The organism is Bacillus sp. EB106-06-01-XG163, from assembly GCF_058791615.1.
Window position 1 is genome coordinate 124,077 of sequence record NZ_JBYTDS010000005.1, and the last position, 26,475, is coordinate 150,551.

30 protein-coding genes, 1 tRNA gene and 2 pseudogenes are annotated in these 26,475 nt (G+C 44.3%); 15 read left to right on the forward strand and 18 right to left on the reverse strand.

Features of this window, described 5'->3' with window-relative positions; genetic code table 11:
- Positions 1-10: 10 nt before the first annotated feature.
- Both epsB and AC3WTF_RS08165 read right to left on the reverse strand, forming a co-directional pair.
- On the reverse strand, positions 11-691 hold the full coding sequence (epsB, locus tag AC3WTF_RS08160; RefSeq protein ID WP_007407393.1) for a protein tyrosine kinase EpsB: 681 nt from the start codon (positions 689-691) through the stop codon (positions 11-13).
- 5 nt (positions 692-696) lie between these two features.
- Positions 697-1,404, reverse strand: a complete 708-nt coding sequence (locus AC3WTF_RS08165) for a YveK family protein (protein ID WP_007407394.1) — start codon at positions 1,402-1,404, stop codon at positions 697-699.
- Positions 1,405-1,648: 244 nt separating this feature from the next.
- Between AC3WTF_RS08165 and slrR the strand changes: the two genes are divergently transcribed.
- From slrR to AC3WTF_RS08180, 3 genes are all read left to right on the forward strand, one after another.
- The gene (gene slrR / locus AC3WTF_RS08170; RefSeq protein WP_003151541.1) at positions 1,649-2,104 is read left to right on the forward strand and encodes an HTH-type transcriptional regulator SlrR; all 456 of its coding nucleotides are present in this window, start codon (positions 1,649-1,651) and stop codon (positions 2,102-2,104) included.
- 80 nt (positions 2,105-2,184) lie between these two features.
- The gene (locus tag AC3WTF_RS08175) at positions 2,185-3,633 is read left to right on the forward strand and encodes a carboxylesterase/lipase family protein (protein WP_047936229.1); all 1,449 of its coding nucleotides are present in this window, start codon (positions 2,185-2,187) and stop codon (positions 3,631-3,633) included.
- A 151-nt stretch (positions 3,634-3,784) separates the two neighbouring features.
- Positions 3,785-3,985: a hypothetical protein gene (locus tag AC3WTF_RS08180; protein WP_020956378.1), complete on the forward strand. Its 201-nt coding sequence runs from the start codon at positions 3,785-3,787 to the stop codon at positions 3,983-3,985.
- Positions 3,986-4,016: 31 nt separating this feature from the next.
- On the opposite strand, the gene AC3WTF_RS08185 is transcribed toward AC3WTF_RS08180, so the two are convergent.
- A complete protein-coding gene (locus AC3WTF_RS08185) occupies positions 4,017-4,547 on the reverse strand; it encodes a dihydrofolate reductase family protein (RefSeq protein WP_219371664.1) in 531 nt (176 codons plus the stop codon).
- A 79-nt stretch (positions 4,548-4,626) separates the two neighbouring features.
- Positions 4,627-5,256: a YczE/YyaS/YitT family protein gene (locus tag AC3WTF_RS08190; RefSeq protein ID WP_094032512.1), complete on the reverse strand. Its 630-nt coding sequence runs from the start codon at positions 5,254-5,256 to the stop codon at positions 4,627-4,629.
- Positions 5,257-5,390: 134 nt separating this feature from the next.
- Between AC3WTF_RS08190 and paiA the strand changes: the two genes are divergently transcribed.
- Complete coding sequence (gene paiA, locus AC3WTF_RS08195; protein WP_007407399.1) at positions 5,391-5,909, forward strand: spermidine/spermine N(1)-acetyltransferase; 519 nt, start codon at positions 5,391-5,393, stop codon at positions 5,907-5,909.
- Positions 5,910-5,950: 41 nt separating this feature from the next.
- On the opposite strand, the gene padC is transcribed toward paiA, so the two are convergent.
- From padC to AC3WTF_RS08210, 3 genes are all read right to left on the reverse strand, one after another.
- On the reverse strand, positions 5,951-6,439 hold the full coding sequence (gene padC / locus AC3WTF_RS08200; RefSeq protein ID WP_007407400.1) for a phenolic acid decarboxylase: 489 nt from the start codon (positions 6,437-6,439) through the stop codon (positions 5,951-5,953).
- A gap of 21 nt (positions 6,440-6,460) precedes the next feature.
- The gene (locus AC3WTF_RS08205) at positions 6,461-6,916 is read right to left on the reverse strand and encodes a DUF3237 domain-containing protein (protein WP_106079939.1); all 456 of its coding nucleotides are present in this window, start codon (positions 6,914-6,916) and stop codon (positions 6,461-6,463) included.
- 296 nt (positions 6,917-7,212) lie between these two features.
- Positions 7,213-7,554, reverse strand: a complete 342-nt coding sequence (locus AC3WTF_RS08210; RefSeq protein WP_047936231.1) for a DUF1433 domain-containing protein — start codon at positions 7,552-7,554, stop codon at positions 7,213-7,215.
- Positions 7,555-7,620: 66 nt separating this feature from the next.
- On the opposite strand from AC3WTF_RS08210, the pseudogene AC3WTF_RS08215 reads away from it, so the two are divergent.
- Positions 7,621-7,731 (forward strand): annotated as a pseudogene (locus AC3WTF_RS08215) (sporulation transcription factor Spo0A); the annotation flags it as partial.
- Positions 7,732-7,911: 180 nt separating this feature from the next.
- Here AC3WTF_RS08215 and AC3WTF_RS08220 read toward each other — a convergent pair.
- Complete coding sequence (locus tag AC3WTF_RS08220; RefSeq protein ID WP_020954330.1) at positions 7,912-8,226, reverse strand: DUF1433 domain-containing protein; 315 nt, start codon at positions 8,224-8,226, stop codon at positions 7,912-7,914.
- Positions 8,227-8,247: 21 nt separating this feature from the next.
- Between AC3WTF_RS08220 and AC3WTF_RS08225 the strand changes: the two are divergent.
- Positions 8,248-8,634 (forward strand): annotated as a pseudogene (locus AC3WTF_RS08225) (hypothetical protein); the annotation flags it as partial.
- Between the two features lie 272 nt (positions 8,635-8,906).
- Here the strand turns inward: AC3WTF_RS08225 and AC3WTF_RS08230 are convergent.
- The gene (locus tag AC3WTF_RS08230) at positions 8,907-9,194 is read right to left on the reverse strand and encodes a DUF1433 domain-containing protein (RefSeq protein ID WP_017418857.1); all 288 of its coding nucleotides are present in this window, start codon (positions 9,192-9,194) and stop codon (positions 8,907-8,909) included.
- A 110-nt stretch (positions 9,195-9,304) separates the two neighbouring features.
- Between AC3WTF_RS08230 and AC3WTF_RS08235 the strand changes: the two genes are divergently transcribed.
- Complete coding sequence (locus tag AC3WTF_RS08235) at positions 9,305-10,723, forward strand: lipase (protein ID WP_106079938.1); 1,419 nt, start codon at positions 9,305-9,307, stop codon at positions 10,721-10,723.
- Positions 10,724-10,739: 16 nt separating this feature from the next.
- The gene (locus AC3WTF_RS08240) at positions 10,740-11,051 is read left to right on the forward strand and encodes a hypothetical protein (RefSeq protein ID WP_007407407.1); all 312 of its coding nucleotides are present in this window, start codon (positions 10,740-10,742) and stop codon (positions 11,049-11,051) included.
- A gap of 59 nt (positions 11,052-11,110) precedes the next feature.
- Here the strand turns inward: AC3WTF_RS08240 and AC3WTF_RS08245 are convergent.
- The 3 genes from AC3WTF_RS08245 to AC3WTF_RS08255 form a co-directional block, all read right to left on the reverse strand.
- Positions 11,111-11,186, reverse strand: a tRNA-Arg gene (locus AC3WTF_RS08245).
- Positions 11,187-11,402: 216 nt separating this feature from the next.
- Complete coding sequence (locus AC3WTF_RS08250) at positions 11,403-12,872, reverse strand: glycoside hydrolase family 32 protein (RefSeq protein ID WP_326245825.1); 1,470 nt, start codon at positions 12,870-12,872, stop codon at positions 11,403-11,405.
- A gap of 14 nt (positions 12,873-12,886) precedes the next feature.
- A complete protein-coding gene (locus AC3WTF_RS08255) occupies positions 12,887-14,119 on the reverse strand; it encodes an MFS transporter (protein ID WP_020956388.1) in 1,233 nt (410 codons plus the stop codon).
- Positions 14,120-14,508: 389 nt separating this feature from the next.
- Here AC3WTF_RS08255 and AC3WTF_RS08260 point away from each other — a divergent pair, with 389 nt between their 5' ends.
- Both AC3WTF_RS08260 and clpP read left to right on the forward strand, forming a co-directional pair.
- Positions 14,509-15,483 (forward strand): LacI family DNA-binding transcriptional regulator, encoded by a 975-nt coding sequence (locus tag AC3WTF_RS08260; RefSeq protein ID WP_029325818.1) that lies wholly within the window; start codon positions 14,509-14,511, stop codon positions 15,481-15,483.
- Between the two features lie 246 nt (positions 15,484-15,729).
- Complete coding sequence (gene clpP, locus AC3WTF_RS08265; RefSeq protein WP_003151513.1) at positions 15,730-16,326, forward strand: ATP-dependent Clp endopeptidase proteolytic subunit ClpP; 597 nt, start codon at positions 15,730-15,732, stop codon at positions 16,324-16,326.
- A 42-nt stretch (positions 16,327-16,368) separates the two neighbouring features.
- On the opposite strand, the gene AC3WTF_RS08270 is transcribed toward clpP, so the two are convergent.
- Positions 16,369-17,229: a LysR family transcriptional regulator gene (locus tag AC3WTF_RS08270; protein WP_003151510.1), complete on the reverse strand. Its 861-nt coding sequence runs from the start codon at positions 17,227-17,229 to the stop codon at positions 16,369-16,371.
- Positions 17,230-17,402: 173 nt separating this feature from the next.
- Here AC3WTF_RS08270 and AC3WTF_RS08275 point away from each other — a divergent pair, with 173 nt between their 5' ends.
- Both AC3WTF_RS08275 and AC3WTF_RS08280 read left to right on the forward strand, forming a co-directional pair.
- A complete protein-coding gene (locus AC3WTF_RS08275) occupies positions 17,403-18,533 on the forward strand; it encodes a 2-methylaconitate cis-trans isomerase PrpF family protein (protein ID WP_047936234.1) in 1,131 nt (376 codons plus the stop codon).
- A gap of 43 nt (positions 18,534-18,576) precedes the next feature.
- Positions 18,577-19,953: an MFS transporter gene (locus tag AC3WTF_RS08280; protein WP_047936235.1), complete on the forward strand. Its 1,377-nt coding sequence runs from the start codon at positions 18,577-18,579 to the stop codon at positions 19,951-19,953.
- 243 nt (positions 19,954-20,196) lie between these two features.
- On the opposite strand, the gene AC3WTF_RS08285 is transcribed toward AC3WTF_RS08280, so the two are convergent.
- Positions 20,197-20,772 (reverse strand): LOG family protein, encoded by a 576-nt coding sequence (locus AC3WTF_RS08285; protein ID WP_007407415.1) that lies wholly within the window; start codon positions 20,770-20,772, stop codon positions 20,197-20,199.
- A gap of 115 nt (positions 20,773-20,887) precedes the next feature.
- On the opposite strand from AC3WTF_RS08285, the gene AC3WTF_RS08290 reads away from it, so the two are divergent.
- Positions 20,888-21,208, forward strand: a complete 321-nt coding sequence (locus AC3WTF_RS08290; protein ID WP_003151506.1) for a MazG nucleotide pyrophosphohydrolase domain-containing protein — start codon at positions 20,888-20,890, stop codon at positions 21,206-21,208.
- Positions 21,209-21,252: 44 nt separating this feature from the next.
- Here the strand turns inward: AC3WTF_RS08290 and AC3WTF_RS08295 are convergent, their stop codons facing one another.
- A complete protein-coding gene (locus AC3WTF_RS08295) occupies positions 21,253-22,842 on the reverse strand; it encodes a SulP family inorganic anion transporter (protein WP_047936434.1) in 1,590 nt (529 codons plus the stop codon).
- Between the two features lie 2 nt (positions 22,843-22,844).
- Entirely contained in the window at positions 22,845-23,426 is a 582-nt protein-coding gene (locus tag AC3WTF_RS08300; protein ID WP_047936236.1) for a beta-class carbonic anhydrase, read from the reverse strand.
- Between the two features lie 400 nt (positions 23,427-23,826).
- Here AC3WTF_RS08300 and AC3WTF_RS08305 point away from each other — a divergent pair, with 400 nt between their 5' ends.
- Together AC3WTF_RS08305 and AC3WTF_RS08310 are read left to right on the forward strand one after the other, a co-directional pair.
- On the forward strand, positions 23,827-24,792 hold the full coding sequence (locus AC3WTF_RS08305) for a 2-hydroxyacid dehydrogenase (protein WP_007407418.1): 966 nt from the start codon (positions 23,827-23,829) through the stop codon (positions 24,790-24,792).
- A 203-nt stretch (positions 24,793-24,995) separates the two neighbouring features.
- Positions 24,996-25,385 carry a ribonuclease gene (locus tag AC3WTF_RS08310; RefSeq protein ID WP_223204413.1) on the forward strand — a complete coding sequence of 130 codons (390 nt, stop codon included), beginning with the start codon at positions 24,996-24,998 and terminating at the stop codon, positions 25,383-25,385.
- Between the two features lie 60 nt (positions 25,386-25,445).
- Here the strand turns inward: AC3WTF_RS08310 and AC3WTF_RS08315 are convergent, their stop codons facing one another.
- Together AC3WTF_RS08315 and AC3WTF_RS08320 are read right to left on the reverse strand one after the other, a co-directional pair.
- A complete protein-coding gene (locus tag AC3WTF_RS08315) occupies positions 25,446-26,192 on the reverse strand; it encodes an arylamine N-acetyltransferase family protein (protein WP_047936237.1) in 747 nt (248 codons plus the stop codon).
- Positions 26,193-26,216: 24 nt separating this feature from the next.
- Positions 26,217-26,474, reverse strand: a complete 258-nt coding sequence (locus AC3WTF_RS08320; RefSeq protein WP_003151495.1) for an HPr family phosphocarrier protein — start codon at positions 26,472-26,474, stop codon at positions 26,217-26,219.
- Position 26,475 lies beyond the last annotated feature (1 nt).

The window sequence follows — 26,475 nt, forward strand, 5'->3', positions numbered from 1 at the left end:
CCTGCACCGCTCAATAAGAGTAGTGCTCCGTTTTTTTGATTTTCTTTTTATTCAGCAGCGCCCCCAAAAGCTTTGCCTTTGACTGCTGGAGCGCGTCTCTCGCCTTTTGGACGGTATCCATTTTCGTTTTTCCGCTCAAGACGACGAGAACGCTTCCATCTGTCTGGTTCGCTAAAATCTGTCCGTCCGCCACAGCCAAAAGCGGAGGTGAATCGAAAATAACCAGACTGTACCGGCTGTACATCTCCTGAATCAGCTCTCCCATCGCCTTTGAAGATAAAAGCTCAGCCGGATTCGGCGGCGTCGGCCCGCTCGTTAAGACGTAAAGGTTATCAATCAGCGTTTTTTGCACCGTTTCGCCGAGGGAAGCGTTTCCGACTAACACATTCGTAAGGCCTTGTACATTTTCAAGCTGATAGGTCTCGTGTATCGTCGGTTTTCGTAAATCCGCATCGACGAGCAGCACCTTTTTTTCCTGCTGCGCAAATACCGCGGCAAGGTTGGCGGCGCTGAATGATTTTCCTTCTCCCGGAACGGAAGAAGTGACGAGAATAGAGCGCAAATGGGTCTGAACAGAGGAGAACTCAATATTTGTCCGAATGGTGCGGTATTGTTCAGCCACCAATGATTTGTGATGTAAAACGGATATTTGAGCCAGTCCCCTTCTTGATTTCTTTTTTCTGAATCCCAAACGCCTCACTCCCCGAAATGTTTTTCATCAGACCGTGTCTGCTGATTTTTGATGTCATACACAACCCCTAAAACAGGCAAGTCTGTTTTTTCGCTGAGCTGCCGCTCGCTTTTAACGGTTTCATCAAGAAAGTGGAGAAAAAACGCAAGCGTCACACCCGCCATGAGAGCCGCACCGAACGCCATCATGATATTTCGGATGCGCGAAGGCTTGACCATCGGGCTTTCCGATGCTTTTGCCTCAGACAAAACAATGACGCCTTTTATATTCATCCTGTCACGGACTTCTTTTTTAAATGTCTTCATCAGCGTGTTCGCTATAGCGGCGGCCTGTTTCGGATTCTCGTCCTGCACCGCTACGGTAATGATCTCTGAATCGGTTTCGCTGCTTGTCGTGATCTTTGCTTTTAAAGCGGATGCCGTCTCAGAAAGATGCAGCGTCTGCTTCACTTTCTCAAGCACTACCGGGCTTTTCATTATCGTTTGAAACGTATTGTTGTAATGAAGATTCAGCTGAACGTCGCTGAGATTCGAATTTTTTTCACCGCTTGTTTCATGAATGAGCACTTGGGTCGATGCCTGATAAACGGGCGAAATCACCCGGAATTGGATGTATCCCGTCACCAGCGTTACAACTGCTGTCATGATAAAAATCAGTAAAAGTCTGTGTTTAATAATGTCAAATAATTCTTTAAAACTCATATTCTCATTCATGTAATTACAGCCTCATCCTTATTGCATCAGGCTTAAACGCCCCCTTCTGTTAATGATTGGATTATAAAAGAAAAGGTCGAAATTTGAAAATTTCAAATTAAGCCATTTAGTTCTTTTTAGAGAACATTATCATGATTTTCCTCTTATTTACTGCACTTACCTTATAATTTTAAATTTTATAAAGAACGAAAAATTTCTTATAATGAACAAAAAAATGCCAGTATACAGGGGAGAATTCAGCACAATGATTGGAAGAATAATTCGTTTATACCGCAGAAGAAAAGGCTACTCTATTAATCAGCTAGCAGTTGAAGCAGGTGTCTCTAAATCTTATTTAAGCAAGATAGAACGGGGGGTTCACTCAAATCCGTCCATCCAATTTCTGAAAAAAGTATCCGCCACCCTGCAGGTCGATCTGACGGAGCTTTTTGATGCCGAAACGATGCTGCATCACATGGGAGGCACGGAAGATGAGTGGCGCATCCACCTTGTGCAGGCCGTGCAGTCGGGCATGCCGAAAGAAGAATTGTTCACCTTTACGAACAAATTGACTGAGAAACGCCCGGAGCCCGCACCCTACCGCAACAGAAAACTGACTGAATCCAACATTGAGGAATGGAAAGCGCTGATGCAGGAAGCCAAAGAACTCGGCTTGTCCGTTCAGGAAGTCAGATCATTTTTAGAACGGAAGCGTTACTGATGATATGCTGATGAAAAGGCTTTTATTCGCTTCATGTCTTCATCTCTGTTTATAATGAAAAGAAAAAAGGGGATGAAATCATGACAAAACTTACCGTTCAAACCCGCTCCGGCGCACTGAAAGGAACTGCCGGCCGCGGTGCCCGCACATGGAAGGGCATACCGTACGCGAAGCCGCCCGTCGGAGAGCTCAGATTTAAAGCGCCGGAGCCGCCCGCACCTTGGGACGGCGTAAAACATGCCGATTCGTTCGGGCCGATTTGTCCGCAGCCGGATGATATGCTGTCTATATCGTTTTCCGGAGATGTACCGCCTCAATCTGAAGATTGCCTTTACCTCAATGTTTTCGCCCCCGATTCAGAGGGCGAAAAAAAGCCTGTCATGGTATGGATACACGGCGGGGCATTTTATTTAGGTGCCGGAAGCGAACCGCTTTACGACGGATCTGCCCTTGCCGCTGACGGAGATGTCATTGTAGTGACACTCAATTACAGGCTCGGACCGTTCGGCTTTTTACATTTGTCTTCTATTCATGACGCGTATTCCGCCAATATCGGGCTGCTCGATCAGATCGCCGCCCTGCGCTGGGTGAAGGACAATATCTCCGAATTTGGAGGAGACCCGGATAACGTCACGATATTTGGTGAATCGGCAGGCGGCATGAGCATCGCCTCCCTTATGGCAATGCCTGACGCAAAAGGCCTGTTTCATAAAGCCATTTTAGAAAGCGGCGCCTCTCATACGATCCCGGCGGACATGGCAAAAGACATCGCGGCGGCATTTATTCATGAAGCCGGCACTGATCAATTGCAGGAGCTTTCCGTTAATGACCTGCTTAAGACTGCGGATAAAGTGCGGCGCTCACTAGATCAAAACATTTTTCAGCTTTTGTTTCAGCCCGCCATCGATCCGGCCACATTGCCTGCGGAACCGGTGAAAGCCATAGCAGACGGGGCCGCAGAAGGCATACCTATGATCATCGGAACCAATCGTGATGAAGCATATTTGTTTTTCACCCCTGATACAGACATTCATTCCGAGAAAAAGCAGCAAGATTATTTGCATTATCATCTCGGAGAGAACTGCACCGAGCAAGCGGCAGATTTATATCCGCATTCATTAAAGGGACAAATCGATATGATGACGGATCTGATTTTCTGGCGGCCGGCTGTCGCTTTCGCACAAGGACAGTCGCAGCACGCACCGGTCTGGATGTACCGCTTTGATTGGCATGGCGAAACACCGCCGTTTCATAAAGCCGTTCACGCTCTGGAATTGCCGTTTGTGTTCGGAAACTTTGATTCTTTGAGAAAGACGCTGCAAGAACCGCTCGGTGATGACGCAGAACAGCTTTCCAAACAAATCCAATCCGCATGGCTCGCTTTTGCAAAAACCGGAAACCCGAACACCTCTCACTTCAATTGGCCTGAATATGATACCGATTCACGCGAAACTTTGCTTTTCAACACGGATACCGCTGTCGAAAGTGATCCCGATTCAGCAAAACGCCGCATCCTGTTTCAAGCATAAAAAACGCCAAGGGAGCCGGCTCCCTTGGCGTTTCGTTTTCATCTTACTTCAGACATCAGTCAGTTTCGCAGTATATCCATTTCCACATTACCCCTGATATGTTATATTCTAACCCAATAAGTTAACCAAACATTCATAAAAGAGTTTTTATATGGAGAAATCAAGTATTATCGGCACAGCTGCCGTTATAATCGGGGCGCTTATGACCTTAGTTTCATTTATCTTCCTGCGCGACACTGATTTCTATGCCGTGAGGTGGATAGGGGTTGTTATCATGATTGCAGGATTTTCATGCGGGCCGGCCCACACCATTTCAAAACATAAAAACAGACATGAAAAAGAAACCCGGTAACCTTTACTGGGTTTCTTTCATACACTTCATTTTATCTCACTTCATAATGCAACTCCGCAAATTGTTTGTAACGCCTGACATCAGTCAGCTTCAGTCCTGTCTCCCGGTCTCCGGGTTTGAACAAAGAAATTCCGCGTCCGAGCAGAACGGGGGCGATCTGAATGATAAACTCATCGACAAGTTTTTCCTCCAAAACCGGGTGCAGCAGATCACTCCCGCCGACAATCCAAATCCGCTTGCCTTCTTGGCGTTTCAATGCTTTTATAAAATCGGCAGGCTCTTCATGAATAAACCGCACATGTTCAGTGCCCCCGGTCAATGTCCGCGAAAACACATAGCATTCTTTACCTTTGTACGGAAATTCCTCAGGCAATAAAACCAATATGTCCTCGTATGTTTTTCTGCCCATGATGATCGTATCGACAGATTCATAGAAAGCTTCATAATCGGTGCCGTCTTCACCTTCAGTTCCGATTAACCAATCTAAAGAGTGATTTTCCCTCGCAAGATAGCCATCTGCGCTGACAGCTCCGTAAAAAACGAGCTTTCTTTGACCGCTCATAAAAATCCCTCCCCCTTTTTTATTATACCCTGAACATGCGGATGAAATGAAAAATGATAGAATCGGGTAAAAACCCCCGTTACCGGGTTTTCGTTTCTTCCTGTTTTGGAGATGCTGTTAATATGCCGTCTATCCATCTTCCGGTAATCGGCATAAAGAAATGGAGAATGACCCCTCCTAAACAAACGGTTAATAACGTTCCGATGCCTACCGGACCTTTTAGCATCACGGCCAGTATGAAAAATATGAAGTAAATGACCGTTCTTGAAAAAAAGATGCTTCTCCCGGTTAATTCGCGGACAATTAACGTTAACCGATCAACCGGGATCGGTGCGAAATTTGTGTGCAGATAGGTTGCGGTTCCTATCCCTATCACAACTAAACCGATTGCAAAACAGCCCGCCTTTCCGTACCATGGTTCAGGCGTTATGATTCGGTGCAGGAAAAAAAGCCACATATCAATCCCGATTCCCGTTATAAACGCCGTAATCATCCCTGTAAATTCCGGTCTTTGTCTTTTTAACATTGAATTACAGCAAATTAACAGGAAAGCGATGATGATTTCCCAGCTTCCCACGGTAAGCCCTGCATGGACGGACAATCCCACAATAAGCGCATCAAAAGGCGACGTTCCAAGATCTGATTGAATCGTGACAGAAATACCAAAGGTCAAGATCATGATTCCTAAAACATAAAAAACATATTTCACTTTATCGTCCTCATTTTCTTATTTTATGTTGCAAATACAACAAAAATACGTTATGTTTACTATACGGTATTTTTGTTGCAAATACAACAAAAAAATCAGCTGATATGATAAATGAAGAAAGGAGCTGTATGACCATGAGTATTCAATTAAAAAAGTGCAGCCTTAACGATATAACAGAGCTTCGGGAGATAAGCATTGAAACATTCAATGATACATTTAAGGATCAAAATTCACCAGAAAATATGAAAGCTTATTTGGAAAATGCATTCCGCTCTGAACAGCTGAAAAAGGAATTATCCAATCTGTCTTCTCAATTCTATTTTGTTTATTATCATGATGACCTTGCGGGGTATGTAAAAGTCAACATGAACGAAGCACAATCAGAAAAAATGGGTGAAGATTCTCTTGAGATTGAGCGAATTTATATAAGAAAAAACCACCAGAAACACGGACTCGGCAAATATCTGCTGAATGAAGCTGTGAAAATCGCAACAGCACACAATAAAAAGAAAATCTGGCTGGGCGTATGGGAAAAAAACGAAAATGCAATCGCCTTTTATCAAAAAATGGGGTTTGTCCAAACTGGAGAACACTCTTTTTATATGGGGGATGATAAGCAAGTCGACTTTATCATGACCAAAACCCTGTCGTAAAAGGATACAAAAAACCCGGCCAAGCTGCCGGGTTTTTTCTCTTATTTTAATTTTCCCGCACGGATATCATCGGTCATTCCTTCGTACGGCGCTTCTGAAATCAGTGCTTCGTTATTGATTCCCGCATTGTTGAGATACGTAATATCCGCAAACTCGGGAACGACATATTTCGGATACGTTTCATATTTCTCACGTGACTCTTTCATCACGTCAATGTAATCATTTTGGTAGCACACCGTGATTTCCGGATGCTCATGCACCCATTTCGGGAAGAAAATAATTCCGTGCATCCGTTTTTCATTCGGCATAAAGTTTAAGGAAACGTCTGTGCCTGTCGGTTCAGTCCATGACACTTTGTATACGCCTTCTGTCAGTTTGACGATATTCACTTCCTGGTCGCGCACCCAGCGGCCGCCTACCATTCCGCTATGAATCCGATAGTCGATCGTATGATCATTTTTAATATAGATTTCATACTCCCAGCCGTTTTCATACGTGTAAATCATATGGCTTCCGATAAAGTTTTCCATGTTGACTCACTCTCCATCTTATTATTGAACTTCATAAATATCTAACCGAATGTCATCCGGCCATCTGACCGCAGCCCCGATAAACAGCCGGTCCTGCAGATGCTGATATGCCTCGCTGCTTGTTTCAAACACAGGCACAGTGCGGAAATACACGTGCTCGGGATCAATGATGCGCCCCTCTGCAGCCTGTTGGCGGAACGGTTCACTGACTTGGCGGATGCCGTTGTTCTCTACATAGATGACTTCATGCTCCTCCGTCTCCAGCGCATATCTGGCAGAAAGATCGACCCGGCCGTTCGGACGAATGATCTGGGCATCTGCCCCGCCCGGAAGCACACGTCCCTTTACGGCGCCGCTGACCGTTCCGCCCCGTATCGGAATCAACTGCCTTTTCCCTAATCCAGTCTGCCCCGCAACGATCGGTTCATCCACTTCAATCTGCAGAGACATCACTTTTTTTAAAGAAGGTTCATTCAAGACGTATCACCTCCCGAGGTATTATGTTCACTTAAACATGTAACTATTTACACGTTTAATTGTAACGCTGTTAAAATGGACTGTCAAATAATGAGCTGCCTCTGATAAAGTTTACCCGGAAAAAGAGGTGTTCAACAAAAAAGACAAGGGCGGCAAATGCCGAAACCCTTGTCTTTTTCGTTTAGTGTAAATTCATTACCGCTTCATGCACCATATGCAGCTCGCGGACTAGAAAGATGGTTCGCGATATCCTAGCAATAAAACAAAATTAGCCCAGCTCAAGTGAGCAGGCTAATTTATCTTGTACAAAGCTTATCTTTACATTCTTCTTTTGGTTCGGCATCAACCGTATATGATAATATTTCTTTATTGCCTGGATCATACAGACCTTCAAACTCTTTTTCTCCGTTAGTATAACCCTTAACACTAATACCATCCATTGGATTAATATAATAATTCTCAGAAAAATGGATATCATCCGCATTTTTATAGTTCGTTGTTAAAAACTTTTCCATATGATTCTGGGCTTCTTCGAGTAGAGCAAACTCTTTTTCCTTTTGATCATACCGATGCTTCATAAAAAGTCCCCCAACTGCTATAATTATTAAAATAAGGATAATTATGTACTTTTTCTTCATTTGGAAATCAACCCCTTCCTATAAATAACTGTCGTTCTTAAGTAAACGAAATGAGCGAAAACTCGATATGAATATACTTTCAGCATGTCAAAAGCAAAGCTAACCAATTCAGAATTCATCGCGATTGTTGCTGACAAGTTAAGATTGGAACTTAAAGCGAGTGAAATGCTGATCTGACGTTTTTCCTATCGTTGAGTTGTCATGATATTTGTACCGTTAATATCGGGGATACCTCGACAAATGAGACGGTAGAGGCGATTGATCTCAGGAATAGGTTTGAACTGTATGAGAAACATATCTCGAATCTTGTAAGATAATTAAACAAAATAAATACCCACTCATCCTGAGGTGGGTATTTTACCTTTCTTCGGCATTGACCACTGAAATCCCTATCTCCTTATTCGTTGGATCATATATACCGGAAAATTCTTTTTCTTTATTATTATTTATGTAGCCTGAAACTTCAACTCCGCCTGTCGGATCGATATTGTAGTCTTTTGAAAAATGAACTTCCTTTACATTTTTATAGTCTTTTTTCAAGTAATTCTTCATGTGCTCTTGCGCCTCAATCACAAGTTTTTCTTCGTTTTTATGTTTATCATATTGATGCTTCACGAAAAAAACTCCCACTGCTATAATTATAACAATTAGGATAATAATGTATTTTCTCATGCGTATCATCCTTTCGGAACTATTTTACAATATAAGAAAGGTGATGTATATTTCACAAAAGGAAAAGAAATAACCGTCTCTGATGTCACAGATAAAGAATATTACCGTTTGTTTGAGTCAAGCAGCTTACAATTATAAAATGTTAGCCCTGCATATGAAATATAAAACTCCTTACAAAATAAGTAAGCGTCATATTGGTACGTTGAGAAAGCGCAGCAGGGTTCTGATACGGGGCTTGATGCCTTTGTATTCTCAAAAGGCATCAAGACAAAAAGCAGAAAATGGATCAAATCAAAAAACCCCGAGAACGTGGTCGTCGCCTTTGCGGGAACCGATATCGGAAAAGACCCGATCTCTGACTGCTGGAATATTGTTTTCGGTAATGATCCGCAAAAAGAAGTGTATTACAAGGAGAAAAACAAGAATGGCTACTCTTTAAGGAAAGGGATTTATCCGTTAGAGTTTTTGGGGCCAGCCAATACAAAAATAAAGACGCCAGTTAGGCGTCTTAAGATTTTTCTTCCGCATCCACAGAGGAGCTCCCTATTTTGTCATCTGGAGGATCATATAAACCGGCAAATTCGTTTGGTATTACATTATTCAAATATCACTAAACTGTAATTTCGCCAGCTAAATCAATAAAATAAACATAAAGAATTCTTCTCTATTCCAACGTCTTTTTAGTATTCACATTCTTTTTCCTGACACTCAGGTTTCTCTTCCGCATCGACTGACGAAACTCCTATTTCATCATTCGTTTTGTCATAAAGCCCGAAAAATTCTTTTTCCTTATTACCATTCAAGTACCCCTTCACGGAAATACCACCCATAGGATTTATTTTATAATCGTTAATGTATGTAATTTGCTTTATATTTTTGTAATTAGCTTTTATATAGCTTTTCATTTTATTTTTCGCTTGGATAAAAAGTTCTTGTTCTGCTTCTTTTTTATCATGTTGGTACTTCATGTAAATACCTCCTAATGCTATAATTATTACAGAGATTAGGATAATTATGTATTTCTTCATAAACTCATCCTTTCTTAGATTAATCTTACATCAACTCCGGGGTGTTGTACATGTCTAAAAACATCAATGTAACAAATATCAGTGACCGAGAATACTTTTATTTAAGCCAAGTATCTTATGATTATGAAACTCTTAAGAATCACTTAGAAACACAAAAGCCATTAAAATTTAAATCTTCCACCAGATGGTACGTCGATCAAATAAAATCGGACAACGATACCGGACTTGACGCGGTTGTTCTGTCACAAGCTGAAAAGAACAACGGAAAATGGATAAAATCAAAAAACCCCGAAAACGTGGTCGTCGCCTTTGCGGGAACCGATATCGCAAAAGATCCGATCAATGACGGCGCAAAAGCGGACGGCAGCAATATTGTTTTCGGAAATGATCCGAAAAAAGAAGTACATTATATTGTAAAAAAAGACGCAAAGGATACATCAAAAACACTCGGAACCTATCACGGAACGCCCTCTCAAGACGCCATGCTCACAACCGGAAAGTATAAGCTGATGACGAAAACTTCGCAAATCGATCAAGCCGATCAGCTGGTACGCAGCGTAAAGAAAAAGTATGCCGGAACGTCAACGATTATTTCAACAACCGGCCATTCACTCGGCGGCGCTGAGGCCGAATACAGCGCGGTGAATAATGATGTGTACGCCGTCGCGTTTAACAGTCCTTCCGTCGTGAAACTGCACGATGAAGAAACACAGAAAGAGATCAACAACGGCATATATGATCCTTATATCCGGTCAATTATCAATCCGGACGACATGGTCGGGGCAGGTTATTGGAACGAATATGACCGCCACAACGGGACCACAATTTATACGAAAAACCCCTCGCTCTCACAGTTCAGCCGAAAGCAGCGGCTTGATGGAAAATTGAGCGAGCAGATCGGAAAAAATCTCGCTTATTTCTTCACTACCGTCATTCTGAGAAATCCGGATACACACGGCTTAAACGAAGCAAATTTCGTGTTCGACAGAAACGGAACTATCGCAAATCCGAACGGAGATGAATTAGTCTTTGACAAAAACCTCGGCGCTCTTCTGCCGGCCGGTGCGATCGGAAGCGCAGATACAATAAAAGTAACGCCGACAAACGCAAAGAAGCTGGCTGAAAAGGTGCAGGCCATGGCTGAGGATTTGCGGACGATGAAAAAAGAAGCGCAGAACGCCTATCAGGAGCACGATGAAAAAATCGCCGAGCTGAAAACGGAATTCTACGGTCAAGTCGGACACGGCTTGTATGACCAGCTTCAAGCACAGGACGTGACCAATACAATTGAAGATATTGCGCTATCTTACGAGAAAGGCCCGATTTTTTACGACACTCAGGCTGAGCAGGCGTTTATTGATTCTTTGCAGGCAGCGATCACAGACCTTGAAGAGATCGGCGGATTCTTACATAAAATAGCAGACGAATTTCAGGAAAAAGACCAGATGCTCGCAAACTGGTTAAGATGATAGAGGTGTATACATAATGCCGACATTAGACGAACTTTTAGAACACAAGGACGATCCAATGAAGAAAATGCTGCAGCGGCAGATGCTGAAAACAGGGATGACGCAGGCAGCGGGGACAAAACTTGAAACAGTCCGCCGAACGCTGAAACCGACATTCGAAATGGATACGTTGAAAGATGAATTATATGAAGTGTATTCAGCACTATTGAACAGCTTTGAAGGTAAGGCGCAAAAAGCTCTCGCACAGCGGATCAGTGAAAGTGCGCGGCTGATTGCCGGAACCGAACATAACAGAGACACATTCGTTAACAGTTTCAAAACAAGATAAAATAAAAAAACCTCGCAGATTTATCATCTGCGAGGTTTTTCTTATCCTCTTAACTGAGACGCGCTCGGAGGGATTCGAACCCCCGACAGACGTGGTACCGGAAACCACCGCTCTATCCAACTGAGCTACGAGCGCACGTTTTTTCAATCAGATACCTTTATATTATAATAAAGAAACGCGCAGAAAGCAACTCTTTTTTGATAATGCACAACAGGATTATGCAGCGTCCTCATGCAGCATAATCCTGCATCGTTTACCGGCATTGATTTTCACAAAAAACCCATTTCAGGCGTACTGCCTCCCGGCTCGGTTCATTTTCAATCACTGCAGAAAGAGCGGTAATCACCCGTTTCAGCTTTTTTTCCAAATGTCTTTTAACGTCCAATAGGTGAATTCCTCAACTTTTACGGCGCCTTTCTCAGAAAACAGCTCAATCCCCAATCTGCCTTCATTCGGATAGATACGGCTTGTCATCGTTGTTTCTCCATGATTGGCGAATACTTCAATCGAGGATCTGTCAATAAAGATACGCAGCGCCAGCTTGCCGTTTGTATCCGTCTGCACCCTTCTCACACCGTCTTTCGCTTTCCCCATCTTGGTGCAATCAAGTGTCAGCTTTTTATCCGTTAGATTGTATGTCAGCACAAGTTCTTCTTCGTCAAGGCCGCGAATCTTAAAACCTGCCGTTTCGGCATCAGAATCGTTTATATCAAACACGACTCGGACTTCAAGCAGGTCTTCGGATGTCTTTGTCAAGTAACTCCCTGAAAGCGATCGTCCGGCACATTCCCGATACTCCATTTTCCGCAGCTGCTTGGTTTCTTCCACGGGATTCATCAAAAGTTTATGATCATCACGCAAAGTCAGTTCTCGCGGCAAAGTCAATGCACCGCACCATCCGTCCGCTTTTGTCGGCATCTCAGATTCCCACATATCCATCCAGCCGATGGCAATTCTGCGTCCTTTATCATCTAATAATGTTTGCACGGCGTAAAAGTCATGGCCGTGATCCAGTTCTTTAAAAGCACCGTGTGTAAATTTGTTTGTTTCATCATGATAGTCACCGATTAAATAACCGGTTTGATGTAAATTTTGATATGAATCACCGTCCGCCTCGATCCCCTGGGGCGAAATCAGCAGGACATGCTTGCCGCCTAATTCAAAGAAATCAGGACATTCCCACATATAGCCGAGATTACCGTCACTTTGGGCGAGAACCCCCGCGTATTCCCAATCACGCAAATCAGGTGAACGGTATAAAACGACCCGTCCGACGTTTTCTTTTGAAGAGTTGCCGATGACCATATACCAAACATCGCGATGCTTCCATACTTTCGGATCGCGGAAATGACGGGCGCTGTCTTCCGGCGGTTCCGCAATAACAGGGTTTTCCTGAAGCTTTTCAAACACGATTCCATCTTGGCTGACAGCGATATTTTGAGTTTGATAGAATAGGTCTTTCTCTTGATCAATTATATTATGTCCTGTATAGATGAGGGCTAATCTTCCATGATCATCGACCGCGCTTCCCGAAAAACAGCCGCTTTGGTCGAATGCATCGCCCGGAGCTAAGGCAACCGGCAGGTGCTCCCAATGAATGAGATCTTTACTTTTTACATGTCCCCAATGCATCGGCCCCCAATGCTCATCATACGGATGATGCTGAAAAAAGACGTGGTATTCTCCTTTAAACTGAATAAGCCCGTTCGGATCATTGATCCAATTCGCCCGGGGCATAATATGGTACCCCAATCGATATCTTTGTTTCACTTTACCCTCGGCTTCCTTCAGAGCTTCTTCCGCCTGCTGAATTCTATCCATTTGTAACATCCTCTCTATCCGATTTTTTGCAGACGCTGGACACGCCTGCTGTTTTGTTTCGGGCCCAATAAAGTAAATATGGAGATGACGGTAAAACCGAAGACGACGATTCCCATGATGAGATAGGTTTGACGGAACCCCGCACTGTCATATAATCCTCCCGCAAGCGGCGACAGAATCGACGCGCCTGCCTGAGATGCGAATTGAAAACCGACGAGATAAAGGACGGACGACAGACGCGTATCAAAATTGGCAGCCAAATATTTAAAAACGGCGATCAGCATAATCGGCAATTCCAGTGCGTGGATGAGTTTCATTGATGAAATGCCTACAGGCTCAACTGCAATTCCGGACCCGACGATGCGGAAAGCCATTAAAAACCCCGCTAAAATCAAACTGTTTTTCGCCCCGAACTTATTGACGATAAAAGGCGCAAGAAACATCATGCCGGCCTCCAAAAACACCTGGAATGAATTAAGATAGCCGAATACTTGGTTACCCGTCGACACTGAAGGAAACAAAGACGCATAGTAGATCGGAAACTGCTGATCATATACGCCGTAAATGCAAGTCACCCCGATAATGTACAGCATAAAAAACCAGAAATCTCTTAGTAAAAAGAGCCGCCCCACGTCTTTTAACCGGACCGAATCCGCTCTGTTTTTCTCATGATCGGTCATTTCTATTTTCACAGACATGATAATGGCCGTTAATATGACGGCTGAAACAGACGCGATCCAGAAGTTGATATTGGGATTGATATTGAAAAGCTGCCCTGCAAAAAATGCAGCCGCCGCCCAGCCCAGCGAGCCCCACATTCTTGATCTACCATACTCGAAATCATATTTTCGGCTGACCTTTTCAATGTACGTTTCAATCGCGCCTATCCCCGCCAAAAAAGCGGCTCCCAAATATAAGCCTCCGACAACGGCGCCAAGAAAGACGTTGTATTGTAAAAGCGGCCCATAGACGAAGATATAAAACGGACCCGTGAATATGAGAAGACAGCTGATCATAAACAATATCTTTTTCTTCAGCCCCAATTTGTCAGAGATAAAACCGTAAAGAGGCTGCATGCACAGAGCAAATACGGCGTTTACAGAAAAGATAATGCCTGTCGCTGATCCGTTTAAATTGATTTCCTGCCCTAACCAAATCGCAAATAAAGAATAGCTGGAAGACCAAGTAAAAAAGAAAAAGAAAAAATAAGCACTCAGTTTCCAATACAGACTTTTTGAGCTTTTCATTTGCACCGCTCCTTTAATAGGACCTTTTAATAGCCGTTTTAGAGCCGCATACTTCCTTCTTCATTTTCATCACATACATGCGATCTCTGAGTAAGCGCTTACTTTCTATCGCTGCTTAATTCTTTCACTTTATTGCCGCCAGCCATCTCTCCATACCCGTCACTTCCCTTCACTCCGTAAATAAAGCGCTTTCAAAAAAATTGTATGTCAACCGGTTCCATATGTCAATCGGTTGACATACAATTTTCTGATTATTTTAATCAAACAAAACGCACCCTCTTTATATGAAAACAGAAACACGGAATGTCCTTGCACATGTCAGCCTGATTCTCTAAAATAAGTGCGTGACGGAAATTGTAAGCCATTTCAGTAAGCAGGAGGGCACGGGAATGAAGCCTAACATTCATGATGTTGCGAAAATAGCGGGAGTTTCATCTACAACCGTTTCGCGGGTATTAAATAACCGCGGCTATATCAGCGAAAAAACAAAAGAAAAAGTGTACAAGGCGATGGAAGAAATCAATTACTTTCCAAACGATCTGGCCCGCTCTTTATTCCGAAAACGAACCAATTTAATAGGGCTTATCATCCCAAACTCCAGCAACCCGTTTTTCGGCGAACTCGCCTTTCATATTGAAAGCATTTGTACGTCCATGGGCTACAAACTGCTGCTTTGCAACAGTTTACATCGAAAGGATAAGGAAGAAAAATATTTGGAGATGCTGATAAGAAACCAAGTGGACGGCGTGATCGCCGTGACTTACAACCGGGGAATTCTCAATTATCACAAGCAAAATCTGCCGATTGTCGCCATTGATCATTACTTATCGGACACGATTCCCGTCGTCGGCTCAGACAACTATGACGGCGGAAAAAAGGCGGCAGAACTGCTGATTGAAAAAGGATGCCGGCACATCGTCCATATCAACGGCCCGCTTGAACTCGAAACACCTGCAAACCTCAGAAGAAAAGCATACGAAGACGTCATGCATGAACACGGACGGAAGCCTATTACATATGAAGTACCCTTTTATCAGCATTACCATGACATTATTTCAACATTATTCGATGAACAGCCTGACACCGACGGAATTTTTGCCAGCGATGATATCATGGCGGCTGCAGTGATGACCGAGGCCAAAAAACGGGGAATAGACATCCCGAATCAATTAAAAGTGATCGGTTATGACGGCACTGAAACCGTTCAATCGGTTCTGCCGGACTTGGCAACCATCCAGCAGCCGATTGAATTGATTTCCAAAACAGCCATCGAGATTTTAGCAAAAGAAATTGAAGGCGAATTTGATGATTTGCCGCTGGAAACATATTTGCCGGTACGGCTTTTGGAAGGGCGGACAACGTAGTCAGACCCTTCAGCCGTACGTAGCGACGCGATTGCGGTCTATTTTGAGCGCTCCGACCATATCATTTTCTCAAGCGCCGGCGCTGATCATCCTCATTTCCACTTTGCTGTTTGAACTTTTTGTTTTATGGGAAAAATGGTGTTAGAAGAAAAGGTTGGCATTTTGGTCAGCGTTTTGTTTGACCTTTATTGACCAAAAATGTATCATGTAAATACATACTTACCTAAAAGGTGAAGGAGGAGCATTATGAATTTAATACCTACAGTCATTGAACAAACGAACCGCGGAGAAAGAGCTTATGACATTTACTCCCGTCTTTTGAAGGACCGTATTATCATGCTTGGATCTGCGATTGATGACAACGTTGCGAACTCCATCGTGTCACAGCTTTTATTCCTTGAAGCGGAAGACCCTGAAAAAGATATTTCCATTTACATTAACAGCCCTGGCGGATCAATCACTGCCGGTATGGCAATCTATGATACAATGCAGTTCATTAAACCGAAAGTATCCACGATCTGCATCGGTATGGCCGCTTCTATGGGAGCATTTTTACTTGCAGCCGGAGAAAAAGGCAAACGTTACGCGCTTCCTAACAGTGAAGTTATGATTCACCAGCCGCTTGGCGGAGCGCAAGGACAGGCGACAGAAATTGAAATCGCGGCAAAACGCATTCTCTTGCTTCGCGACAAATTAAACAAAGTGCTTGCTGAACGTACCGGCCAGCCGCTTGAAGTCATTGAGCGCGATACAGACCGCGACAACTTCAAATCAGCTGATGAAGCCTTAGAATACGGCTTAATCGATAAAGTGCTGACACGCAATACAGAAGACCAGAAGTAATGCCCAAAAAACCTGCAAGAGCTGATGTCTCTTGCAGGTTTTTTATGCTTTATTCCCATTCAAAAAAGTAATGAATGCTTTGACGACAGATAATTCTAACGCTGAAGAATCATACATAAGCCAAGTATCGCGTATCACAGGCTCGTTATTTTTATAGGATAGCGCCAATGTGTATAATTCATCAGAAGGCTGAAGACAGATTTCCGGCACAACAGAATAACCGAGACCGTTTTTCACCATCTCTTTACAGGTTTCCTGCCTGTCTACCTCCATCGCAATGAAAGGCGGTTCAGTAAATTGGTTATTCCACCATTTTTGAATCAAACTTTTCAAAGAAGCATCAGTTTGATAATAAATCATCGGCAATTTGGGAAGGTCCTCACTGTTGATTTCAGTTTTTGAAATAAGGTACAGTCTCTCTTCATTTAGCAGTTGTTTTTCCCCTTGCCAATCATAATTTCCCCTCATAATCCCAAGGTGTACCCCCGAATGATGAAGCAGATCCATCACCTTCGCACTCCATCCCGTATTGACGTGGAATTGAACAGACGGATACTGATCAGAAAACCGTTTTAGAATCGCCGGGAGCTTATACTGAGCAAAATTGCTTGAGACTCCTAATCTGAGAACCCCGCTGACTTCATGGCTCATATTGAGCATATCATCCTTCACTCTTCTGAATTCCTGCAGCATCTCTTTCGAATAATCAACCAGATGTTCACCTTCTGAAGTGAACTCCATCCCCTTTTTTCTTTTATAAAAAAGGCGCACTCCGAATTGTGCTTCCAGGTTTTTGAGCCGATAACTTAACGCCGGCTGTGTCATATATAATCGCTCTGCCGCCTTCGTCATATTTTTTTCTTCGAATAATGTAATGAGCACAATCCAATCCTTTTCATCCATATGAAATCCCCCAAAATATTTTTCTGCTATAAAATTTCCTCCTATTATAAAAGTTTTTTATTCAACTTTATAAAAATTATATGTTTTACTTATAATCCTTATTTATCATACGATATTTTCCAAAGGGACCGGTACCTTTTTATCCACACAAAATGATGTAAGGATGAGACAGCATGGAAAAAGTTCCTGTAACCGTCATGAGAGGCGGCACCAGCAAAGGCGTTTTTATTCATCAAAAAGACATGCCAGACGATACAAACCTATGGAGCGATTTTCTTTTAGACATTATGGGGAGCCCTGACGAGAGACAAATTGACGGTCTCGGCGGCGGCCATTCTCTCACAAGCAAGGCAGCCATTATTAAGAAATCCGCCAGAAAGGATGCAGATGTTGAGTATACGTTTGCTCAGGTCAGTTTGACTGACCATTTTACCGACTTCAAAGGCAATTGCGGAAATATCTCTTCTGCCGTAGGCCCTTATGCTATTGAGAAAGGGCTCGTTCAAGCTGAAGAGCCGGTTACAAAAGTCAGAATGTTAAATACAAACACTCAAAAAGTGATCGCAGCAGAAGTTGAAGTCAGAAATGGAACATTTCATTACCAGGGGGACTGCTCTATCCCCGGGGTTCCAGGTACAGCTTCTCCTATTTATCTTTCATTTCACCAGGCTGAAGGAGCGGTGACCGGTAAGCTGTTTCCCACTGGTCAGCCTATTGATGTTCTCGATACACCGTATGGAAATATCTCGGTCTCGATTATTGATTACGCTAATCCGCTTGTCTTTGTAAAAGCAGAGGACACGGGGCTTACCGGCTTAGAACTTCCGGATGAATATACTCCGGATATATTGGAAAAGCTCGAAATGATCCGATCGATTGCAGCCGAGAAATGCAGATTCGCTCCGAGACATGAGGCTGCTGCAAAATCACCTGCCGTACCAAAACTAACATTAATCTCATCTCCAGCGGATTATATCGATACAAAAGGGATAAAGAGACACGCAGAAGAGATGGATCTTGTCATTCGTATGATGTCCATGCAAAAACCGCATCAAGCTTTAGCCATTACAGGGGCGGTTTGTACGACTGCCGGCATGCTATTGCAGGATACAATATTATCTGAATTTTCATTCTATGGCAGAACGATTCGATTGGGACATCCAAGCGGCATTTTAGAAACCGAGGCAGATGCTGATCCGGATGGAACAACGATTAAAGTAGTACGCACAGCAAGAAAAATCTCTGAAGGCTATGTGTTTACAAAGCAAAGTTACAACCTGAATACGCTGAATCACATTGGTTAATACCAGTCTTCAGACAAGTCAAAGATAAACGGAGGAATACGAGATGATCAATGTAAATGCGTCTAATCGATTAAACAGACTGCCTTTTTCAAGGGCCCATCAAGCAGTGCTCGTTATCCTTTCATTCGCTTACTTTTTTGATTTTATCGATTTAAATACGTTTTCATATGCGGCGCCTTCACTTTTAAAGGAATGGAACATTTCTACTCATACCATCGCTTTTATTACGTCTGTCTCCTATTTCGGAATGTTTATCGGCGCCTCTGCCGGAGGATGGTTTTCAGACCGTTTCGGAAGGAAAAAAGGTTTAATTCTGGTTGTCACCTTTTTCTCTTTCTTCTCCCTCCTCTCTTCTCTGGCTTGGAACCCAGAAATACTCGGTGTTTTTAGATTTCTTACGAGTTTAGGTATCGGCGCCACAACGATTGTGGCAAGTACGTATATCAGCGAATTTTTCCCATCCGCAACTAAGGGTAGATACCAGGCAATCTGTATTACAATCGGCATATGCGGAATTCCTGCAGCCGGCTGGGTGGCTAAATTGGTCGTGCCGTCCGCCTCTTACGGCTGGCGGTTTATCTTTCTATTCGGCGCGGTCGGTATTTTTTTTCCGCTGATCGCCAGAAAACTGGAAGAATCACCGAAATGGCTGGACACGAAAGGAAAAAGCGAACAAGCACACCGCATTCTGCTTGAACTGGAGGCAAAAGCAGAAAAAGAAAAGGGTGAACTGCCTGAACCAGCTCCGGCTCTGCGAAGCAGACAAACCGCTGTAAAATCCGTTCCATATCGGACGTTATTTCAAAAGCCTTTGGCAGGAAGAACTTTTGTTTTAATGACGATGTGGGCAGCTTCCACGATTGCAATTCAAGGCTTTGGCACGTGGGTTCCCACCCTTTTGGTAAAAGAAGGCGTATCAATGGATGAGTCTATCGTATACGTCACTCTGGGAACGATCGGTGCCCCGCTGGGCGCTCTCATTGCGTCGCAAATCTCTGACCGTGTGGATCGAAAGTGGGCCATTTCTGTTTTATCGTTAATTATTATGGCGCTTGGATTCTTTTACGGCATCAATCCTTTGCCGATGGTCATTGTCATATGCGGATTTCTCATGCATATGTTTGAGCGCACTTTCAGTTCAATCGCATATGCCTATACGCCGGAATTATATCCGGTTGAAGCCAGGGCATCTGGAAATGGTCTCACTTACGGCGTAGGACGTCTTGCGAATGTAGCCGGTCCCTTTGTCGTCAGTTTCCTGTATTCAGGCTACGGATTTTTAAGTGTTTTCTTGTTTTTTACAGGCTGCTGGTTTCTTTGTGCACTGACAGTCGGTATATTTGGAATCAGTTCAAAAAAACAAAAGATGCAGCAGGATGATTTCATATCGGAGGAAACATTCGTGCAACAAAAGTTGTAAACGCATACAGTCTGCAAACCGCAAAACATCCATCTCCTCTGAGGAAATGGATGTTCTTCTTTCAACCCCAACAGCATTCTCTTTCTCATCTTATTCTCATACATATGTCTTATCCTGAAGAAAGGTGTGATACGCATGAGAAAGAGAAAACGATTTCCAGAAAGAAAAGGTATTCTATAGGCGGAGAATTTTCCGTCAGAATAGATTAGATGCAACCGCCGAAACATATTTCAGACCTCTGACTTACAATTCCCGCCATTTCTTATCTAAAATCGGGTATGTATACCGATTCATCTGCTCAATCAGCTCATCCGGCCGGGAGGAACTGTGTATCAGCTTCAAATGAGACTCATTCGAAAATCCTTCCTGAATGCTGTACTTGACCATCTTCATCATCGGCTCAAAATACCCGTTCACATTGTACAGTCCGATCGGTTTTTGATGAATGCCGATTTGCGCCCAGCATAGCACTTCAAATAACTCTTCATATGTTCCGAAGCCGCCGGGCATGGCAATGTACCCATCGGCAAGTTCACTCATTTTCGCTTTCCGCTCATGCATGCCGCTGACTTCAATCAGCTCCGTCAGATTCTGATGAACAACCTCTCCGCTGAACAGCCCGCTCGGCATGACGCCGACAGCTTTTCCGCCGCCTGCCATTAACGCGTCGGCGACGGTTCCCATCAGACCGATCCGTGAACCGCCGTAAACAAGGCCGATTCCCTGCTCCGCCATATATTCACCCAGTTCGGCCGCTTTGCGTTTGTACTCTTCATTTACCCCCGGGTTTGACCCCGCAAATACACAAATGGTTTTCATTTTTTCATCTCCATATCTATATATGTACATCAATAAATCAAAATACACTATATATTGTCCCATCTCTATATGATAATATCAATAAGAATCATACAGGACATAAGGAGTGTTTCACATGCAGATGGCTGAAGCAGAACAATGGACGAAAGATTTTTATGAAAAACGAGGATGGACGGCGTACGGGCCATTTATCAGAATCGGTTTTTTAATGGAAGAGGCGGGTGAGCTCGCCCGGGCGGTAAGAGCATATGAAATCGGCAGAGACCGGCCGGATGAAAAAGACGCGACCCAGGCTGAACGCAGGCAGGAGCTGATTGAAGAAATGGGTGACGTCCTCGGAAATCTGGCTATCCTTGCTGATAAGTACGGCATCACGTTAGAAGATGCGATGAAAGCCCATCAGGAAAAACTGATCAAGCGCTTTGAAACCGAATAAAAACACGGCCTGTCCGCTTTTTCATGGACAGGCCGTATCTGAATTTATCCCGTTATCTCGTCCTGATGCTCAAAGAAATGCTGTTTCCCGATTTTATGAAACAGCCCCGTCTTCCGGATCAGCTCTCTCGGCTGTGATTGCAATCCGACGATCATCAATCTCCCGTTATGCCGTTTGATCCGGTTCATCACATTCCCCAGCACCGCTTCTGCGGAGGTATCCATGTAATGTACATTATTCATCAGCAGAATAAGCGTCTTCGGCTTTTCCTGAAGCCTCTCCAGCAGCGATGTTTCCAGTGAATCAATTGAACCGAAAAACAGCGGCCCTTCAATGGAATATGTGCTGACGGACGAATCATTTTTAACCGATTTGACAGCGGCATGCGGTGTTTTGATACGTGTTGATTCGCTCATTTTTCTGATAAAGAAAACAAAAGCGAGCACGAGACCGGCAGAAACGCCGATGATTAAATCAAACAGAACCGTCAGCAAAAAGGTTGCCGCCAGTACGAATGAATCAGTGTTTTTCAGCCGCATCATATTGGCGACTTCCTTCCGCTCACTCATGTTCCAAGCCACAACCATCAATACCGGCGCCATGCTTGCCAGCGGTACATGAACGGCAAGCGGGGCGAAGACGAGCAGGACGAGGAGGACGGTGACTCCGTGAACAACACCGGAAATCGGAGAAACTGCGCCGTTTTTAATATTTGTTGCGGTCCGCGCAATCGCTCCCGTTGCCGGTATGCCGCCGAAAAGCGGCGCGGCCATATTGGCGATGCCCTGCCCGACAAGCTCCCTATTGCTGTCATGCCGTGATCCTTTCATATTGTCCGCGACCATCGCCGATAATATGGATTCAAGTCCGCCGAGAAGCGCAATGATCAGAGCCGACGGAAACATCATGATCATGTTATCGATTGAGAAATCCGGAAGCTGGAAAGCCGGAAGCTGCCGCGGAATTTCCCCGTAAGCAGAACCGATTGTCGCCATTTTGTCAGGAAAAAACACGACCGCCGCGGCTGTAGAGACAAGCAGCGCCACAAGCGCGCCCGGAATCTTCGGCATCAGCCTGGCTGATAACAGCAAAATGGCCAAAGCAATTCCCGCGATGAGGATGCTGTATAAATTAAGGGTTCCGATCTTCTTGCCTATTTCCGCAATGTTGAGGATAAAGCTTTCATGCTTTTGGATATCGCGCAGACCGAGAAAATGGGCAATCTGCTCCGAGAAAATCAGCACCGCGATTCCGGCCGTAAATCCGACGATCACCGGCTTCGGCACGAATTTCATAATCTTTCCGAGCTTAAATACGCCAAACAGGACGAGCATGACGCCTGCCATAAAACCGGCTACGAGTAAATTCTCAAAACCATACTGCATCACAATGGCAAATAAAATGGGAACAAACGCCCCCGTAGGCCCGCCGATCTGATATTTAGAGCCGCCCAACAGCGAAATCAGAATTCCGGCCACAATAACGGTGTAAAGCCCGTATTCCGGACCGACCCCCGAGGCGATGGCAAAGGCCATTCCCAGTGGAATCGCTACAATTCCGACCACAATTCCCGCGATTAGGTCTTTCTGAAATTTCTGCAAATTGTATCCCTGATATCTGCCGGTAAATTGCATCGTCAGCTGCATCCTCCTTTGACTGTTTCATAACCGTCAACGACTACATCCAGCGTCCCCGTCCCCGGATCGATCACCAGCCCGTGCACCGGCACCTCTTCAGGCAAGAGCGGATGATGCCTGACCATATTCACGCTGTGGGCCACGCTTTCTTCGACGCTGTGAAAACCGGTCAGCCATGTTTCCAAATCGACTCCCGCATGCTGCAGAAGGATGAGACATTTGTCTTCCACGCCGCGCTCTTTCGCTTTATTTAATATGGAAGCCGCATTTAATCCCGACATTCCGCACTCGCGGTGACCTATGATGCAGACTTCCTCTGCCTGCAGTTCATAAACGGCAACCAAAATGCTCCGCATGACACTTCCAAATGGGTGAGAAACAATGGCTCCCGCGTTTTTTATGATTTTGGCATCGCCGTTTCTGAGTCCCATCGCCTGCGGCAGAAGCTCCGTCAGCCTTGTATCCATACAGGATACGATGACAAGCTTTTTTTTCGGGAATTTTGTCGTTTGGTAAGGTTCATATTTCCTTTCTTGGACAAACTGCTGGTTGTGCTCCAAAATGCTTGATAAAGAAACCATTTTTCTATTCATCTCCCATCCGATTGTATTGCAAGCCTTCTTACCCAGCTTACAGTAAGGAATTATAGCACAGAAAAAGGCCTCAAAAGCGCTTTCAAAAAAAGACACGATAATTTAACTGTAAATTCAGATTATGTTCATTTATATCTTTCAAAAATAATAAAATTTATCTTTACACCAACCTATAAAGCTTTTAAAAACAGCGGTTCCGCTCATTTTGCCTTCAGAAATATAGGCGGATTCTGTTATTGTTTGGAGAAATCAAGCATGTACATTTCTTTTTCTTTCATTTTAAGTTCAAAAGAACCAGAAATTTATCGTGATGCGTTTGAATATTTCTCACGTTACCGCTTCTCTTATATAATAAAATAGAGAAGAAAGACAAAGGAGGAGAAGCCCGTTGAAACCCTATGTATTCATCGCGAAACCGGTACCGCCGGAAGTCGAGCAAATGATAGGCGAGCATTGCCGCTATGACATCTGGAAAGAAGATACCATTCCAAAAGAGGAACTGTACGAAAAAATGAAAGATGCTGAAGGGCTGCTGACATCCGGAACGGCGATTGACAGTGATTTACTGGATCACGCGCCGAAGCTGAAGGTCGTCAGCAATAATTCTGTCGGCTATGATAATTTTAATATTGAAGAAATGAAAAGACGCGGGGTTGTCGGCACGCATACGCCGTACACCTTAGATGACACTGTCGCTGATCTGGCTTTTTCATTAATTCTGTCTTCCGCCAGACGGGTTGCCGAATTGGATCGATTCGTCCGCGCCGGCAAATGGGGAACCGTTGAGGAAGAATCTCTTTTCGGTATGGATGTCCACCATCAGACATTAGGAATTATCGGCATGGGCAGAATCGGTGAACAAGCTGCCAAACGGGCAAAATTCGGCTTCGATATGGACGTGCTGTATTATAATCGCAGCAGAAAACCGGATGCTGAGAAGGAACTCGGGGTTACATATGCCGACTTAGATACACTGCTGAAAACATCAGACTTTGTGCTGTTAATTACGCCGCTTACTGACGAAACGTATCATATGATGGGAGAGCGGGAATTTAAATTGATGAAAGATACGGCATGTTTCGTCAATATTTCCCGGGGAAAGACGGTTGATGAGAAAGCGCTCATCCGCGCATTGCAGGAGGGCTGGATAAAAGGCGCCGGTTTAGATGTGTTTGAAAAAGAGCCGATCGCCGAAGACAATCCGCTCCTGCAGCTGGAAAACGTCACATTGCTTCCGCATATCGGGTCAGCAACGGCAAAAATCCGTTTGAATATGTTCAAGCAAGCCGCACAAAACATGATTGACGCCGTATACGGAAAAACGCCGAAAAACCTCACGAAGGAATTTCAATGAGATGAAAAATCCCGGCCGTTCAGCCGGGGTTTATTTTTTGCTAGATCAAAAGTACTGTTTTTAAATTCTTTCTATTCCTTTCTCTCGATGCTGATACAATGAAAAGGAATCAGCTTCACATGATAAAAATGGGAGGTATTGCTTTGAAAAAACGATTATCGTGGATTTCCGTTTGTTTGCTGGTGCTGTTCTCCGCGGCGGGGATGCTGTTTTCCACGGCTGCCAAGACGGATACATCTTCTCACAAGGCGCACACTGAAGCACAGGTTATCAACACGTTTGACGGGGTTGCGGATTATCTTCAGACCTATCATAAGCTTCCTGATAATTACATTACAAAGTCAGAAGCGCAGGCCCTCGGCTGGGTTGCATCAAAGGGGAATCTTGCAGACGTCGCTCCGGGGAAAAGCATCGGCGGAGACATCTTCTCAAACAGGGAAGGCAAACTCCCTGCCAAAAGCGGACGGACGTGGCGTGAAGCGGATATTAACTATACATCAGGCTTCAGAAATTCAGACCGGATTCTTTACTCAAGCGACTGGCTGATTTATAAGACGACAGATCATTATAAAACCTTTACAAAAATGAGATAAACACATACAAAAAACGGCTTCCCTGCGGAGGCCGTTTTTTTTGCAGAGAACCTGCGAGCTTCATATAAAATGAGCAGTAAATTTTTCTTCAAACTCTGACCGGTCTATTCTGCTGTTTTCCGCCGTGCCATCGTGTTTTTTTATTGTTATATTGCGTTCAGACAGAACCATGTGCCCTTCCGGTGTCCGCTTAGAAGCAAGCAGGCGTTTGTTGAAAGGAGAGCGTTCATGTTCAAAGATTGTTTGTTTCATAGACTTGAGGTCCTTTTCATCGATTTCTTCAAGCGAAAATGCGTAACCTGTCTGCCAGCCGTCCCCTTTGTTCATTTCAAGCAGGTATGTCCCGAATTCCGTCTCTTCTATCCTCACGCGGAACGCTCCGGCCGCTGATACCGTCTCGTCTCCCGACATCGGCACAGGCTGCATGGCGAGATTGAGGCCGAAGCCTGCATCAGCGATGTACTCATTCCCCCCGGCGGAAAGAAGTACGGCCGCATGTGTGCCGGGCAGCGCCCAGCAGTTTTTCCAGACCGTTCCGCGGATCAATTTGACATCAAATCCGGCATCTTTCAGGATGAAATAAAGCAGTCCGTTCAAGTCATAACAAAGGCCGCCATGAGGTTCCTTCACCATATGCCGCCACAGTCCTTCTTTCGTGACGTCATATTCTTTTTTGGACAAAACCGCGCGATTTTCAAACGGAAACCGATATGCGAGCGCCTTTAAAAACTCCGGCAGGTTGCTGAAATCGAGGGAATCCTTTTCCCAGCCTATCGTTTGATAACAATCTTTCAGAAACTCATTCATCGTTCCGTCCCCCTTACAAAGTGTTTACACTTCTTCCTGCACATAAGCGGACAACTTTTCCAGCGCTTCCTTTTCATCGTCGCCTTCAGCGATCAGAGTGACTTCCGTCCCCGTGCTGACCGCCAGACTCATTAATCCCATAATGCTTTTGGCATTCACTTTCTTGCCGTTTTTCTCAAGAAACACATCTGATGCAAAACGATTTGCCTCCTGTACAAACAATGCAGCGGGACGCGCCTGCAATCCCGTCTTTAAACGCACTTCCACTTTCCCCTGAACCATA

Bases quoted from the DNA above. Each gene is read 5' to 3' on its own strand.
- AC3WTF_RS08165 (WP_007407394.1), bottom strand. From the start codon at position 1,404: ATGAATGAGAATATGAGTTTTAAAGAATTATTTGACATTATTAAACAC.
- slrR (WP_003151541.1), top strand. From the start codon at position 1,649: ATGATTGGAAGAATAATTCGTTTATACCGCAGAAGAAAAGGCTACTCT.
- AC3WTF_RS08175 (WP_047936229.1), top strand. From the start codon at position 2,185: ATGACAAAACTTACCGTTCAAACCCGCTCCGGCGCACTGAAAGGAACT.
- AC3WTF_RS08180 (WP_020956378.1), top strand. From the start codon at position 3,785: ATGGAGAAATCAAGTATTATCGGCACAGCTGCCGTTATAATCGGGGCG.
- AC3WTF_RS08185 (WP_219371664.1), bottom strand. From the start codon at position 4,547: ATGAGCGGTCAAAGAAAGCTCGTTTTTTACGGAGCTGTCAGCGCAGAT.
- paiA (WP_007407399.1), top strand. From the start codon at position 5,391: ATGAGTATTCAATTAAAAAAGTGCAGCCTTAACGATATAACAGAGCTT.
- padC (WP_007407400.1), bottom strand. From the start codon at position 6,439: ATGGAAAACTTTATCGGAAGCCATATGATTTACACGTATGAAAACGGC.
- AC3WTF_RS08210 (WP_047936231.1), bottom strand. From the start codon at position 7,554: ATGAAGAAAAAGTACATAATTATCCTTATTTTAATAATTATAGCAGTT.
- AC3WTF_RS08220 (WP_020954330.1), bottom strand. From the start codon at position 8,226: ATGAGAAAATACATTATTATCCTAATTGTTATAATTATAGCAGTGGGA.
- AC3WTF_RS08230 (WP_017418857.1), bottom strand. From the start codon at position 9,194: ATGAAGTACCAACATGATAAAAAAGAAGCAGAACAAGAACTTTTTATC.
- AC3WTF_RS08235 (WP_106079938.1), top strand. From the start codon at position 9,305: ATGTCTAAAAACATCAATGTAACAAATATCAGTGACCGAGAATACTTT.
- AC3WTF_RS08240 (WP_007407407.1), top strand. From the start codon at position 10,740: ATGCCGACATTAGACGAACTTTTAGAACACAAGGACGATCCAATGAAG.
- AC3WTF_RS08250 (WP_326245825.1), bottom strand. From the start codon at position 12,872: ATGGATAGAATTCAGCAGGCGGAAGAAGCTCTGAAGGAAGCCGAGGGT.
- AC3WTF_RS08255 (WP_020956388.1), bottom strand. From the start codon at position 14,119: ATGAAAAGCTCAAAAAGTCTGTATTGGAAACTGAGTGCTTATTTTTTC.
- AC3WTF_RS08260 (WP_029325818.1), top strand. From the start codon at position 14,509: ATGAAGCCTAACATTCATGATGTTGCGAAAATAGCGGGAGTTTCATCT.
- clpP (WP_003151513.1), top strand. From the start codon at position 15,730: ATGAATTTAATACCTACAGTCATTGAACAAACGAACCGCGGAGAAAGA.
- AC3WTF_RS08270 (WP_003151510.1), bottom strand. From the start codon at position 17,229: ATGGATGAAAAGGATTGGATTGTGCTCATTACATTATTCGAAGAAAAA.
- AC3WTF_RS08275 (WP_047936234.1), top strand. From the start codon at position 17,403: ATGGAAAAAGTTCCTGTAACCGTCATGAGAGGCGGCACCAGCAAAGGC.
- AC3WTF_RS08280 (WP_047936235.1), top strand. From the start codon at position 18,577: ATGATCAATGTAAATGCGTCTAATCGATTAAACAGACTGCCTTTTTCA.
- AC3WTF_RS08285 (WP_007407415.1), bottom strand. From the start codon at position 20,772: ATGAAAACCATTTGTGTATTTGCGGGGTCAAACCCGGGGGTAAATGAA.
- AC3WTF_RS08290 (WP_003151506.1), top strand. From the start codon at position 20,888: ATGCAGATGGCTGAAGCAGAACAATGGACGAAAGATTTTTATGAAAAA.
- AC3WTF_RS08295 (WP_047936434.1), bottom strand. From the start codon at position 22,842: ATGCAATTTACCGGCAGATATCAGGGATACAATTTGCAGAAATTTCAG.
- AC3WTF_RS08300 (WP_047936236.1), bottom strand. From the start codon at position 23,426: ATGGTTTCTTTATCAAGCATTTTGGAGCACAACCAGCAGTTTGTCCAA.
- AC3WTF_RS08310 (WP_223204413.1), top strand. From the start codon at position 24,996: ATGCTGTTTTCCACGGCTGCCAAGACGGATACATCTTCTCACAAGGCG.
- AC3WTF_RS08315 (WP_047936237.1), bottom strand. From the start codon at position 26,192: ATGAATGAGTTTCTGAAAGATTGTTATCAAACGATAGGCTGGGAAAAG.
- AC3WTF_RS08320 (WP_003151495.1), bottom strand. From the start codon at position 26,474: ATGGTTCAGGGGAAAGTGGAAGTGCGTTTAAAGACGGGATTGCAGGCG.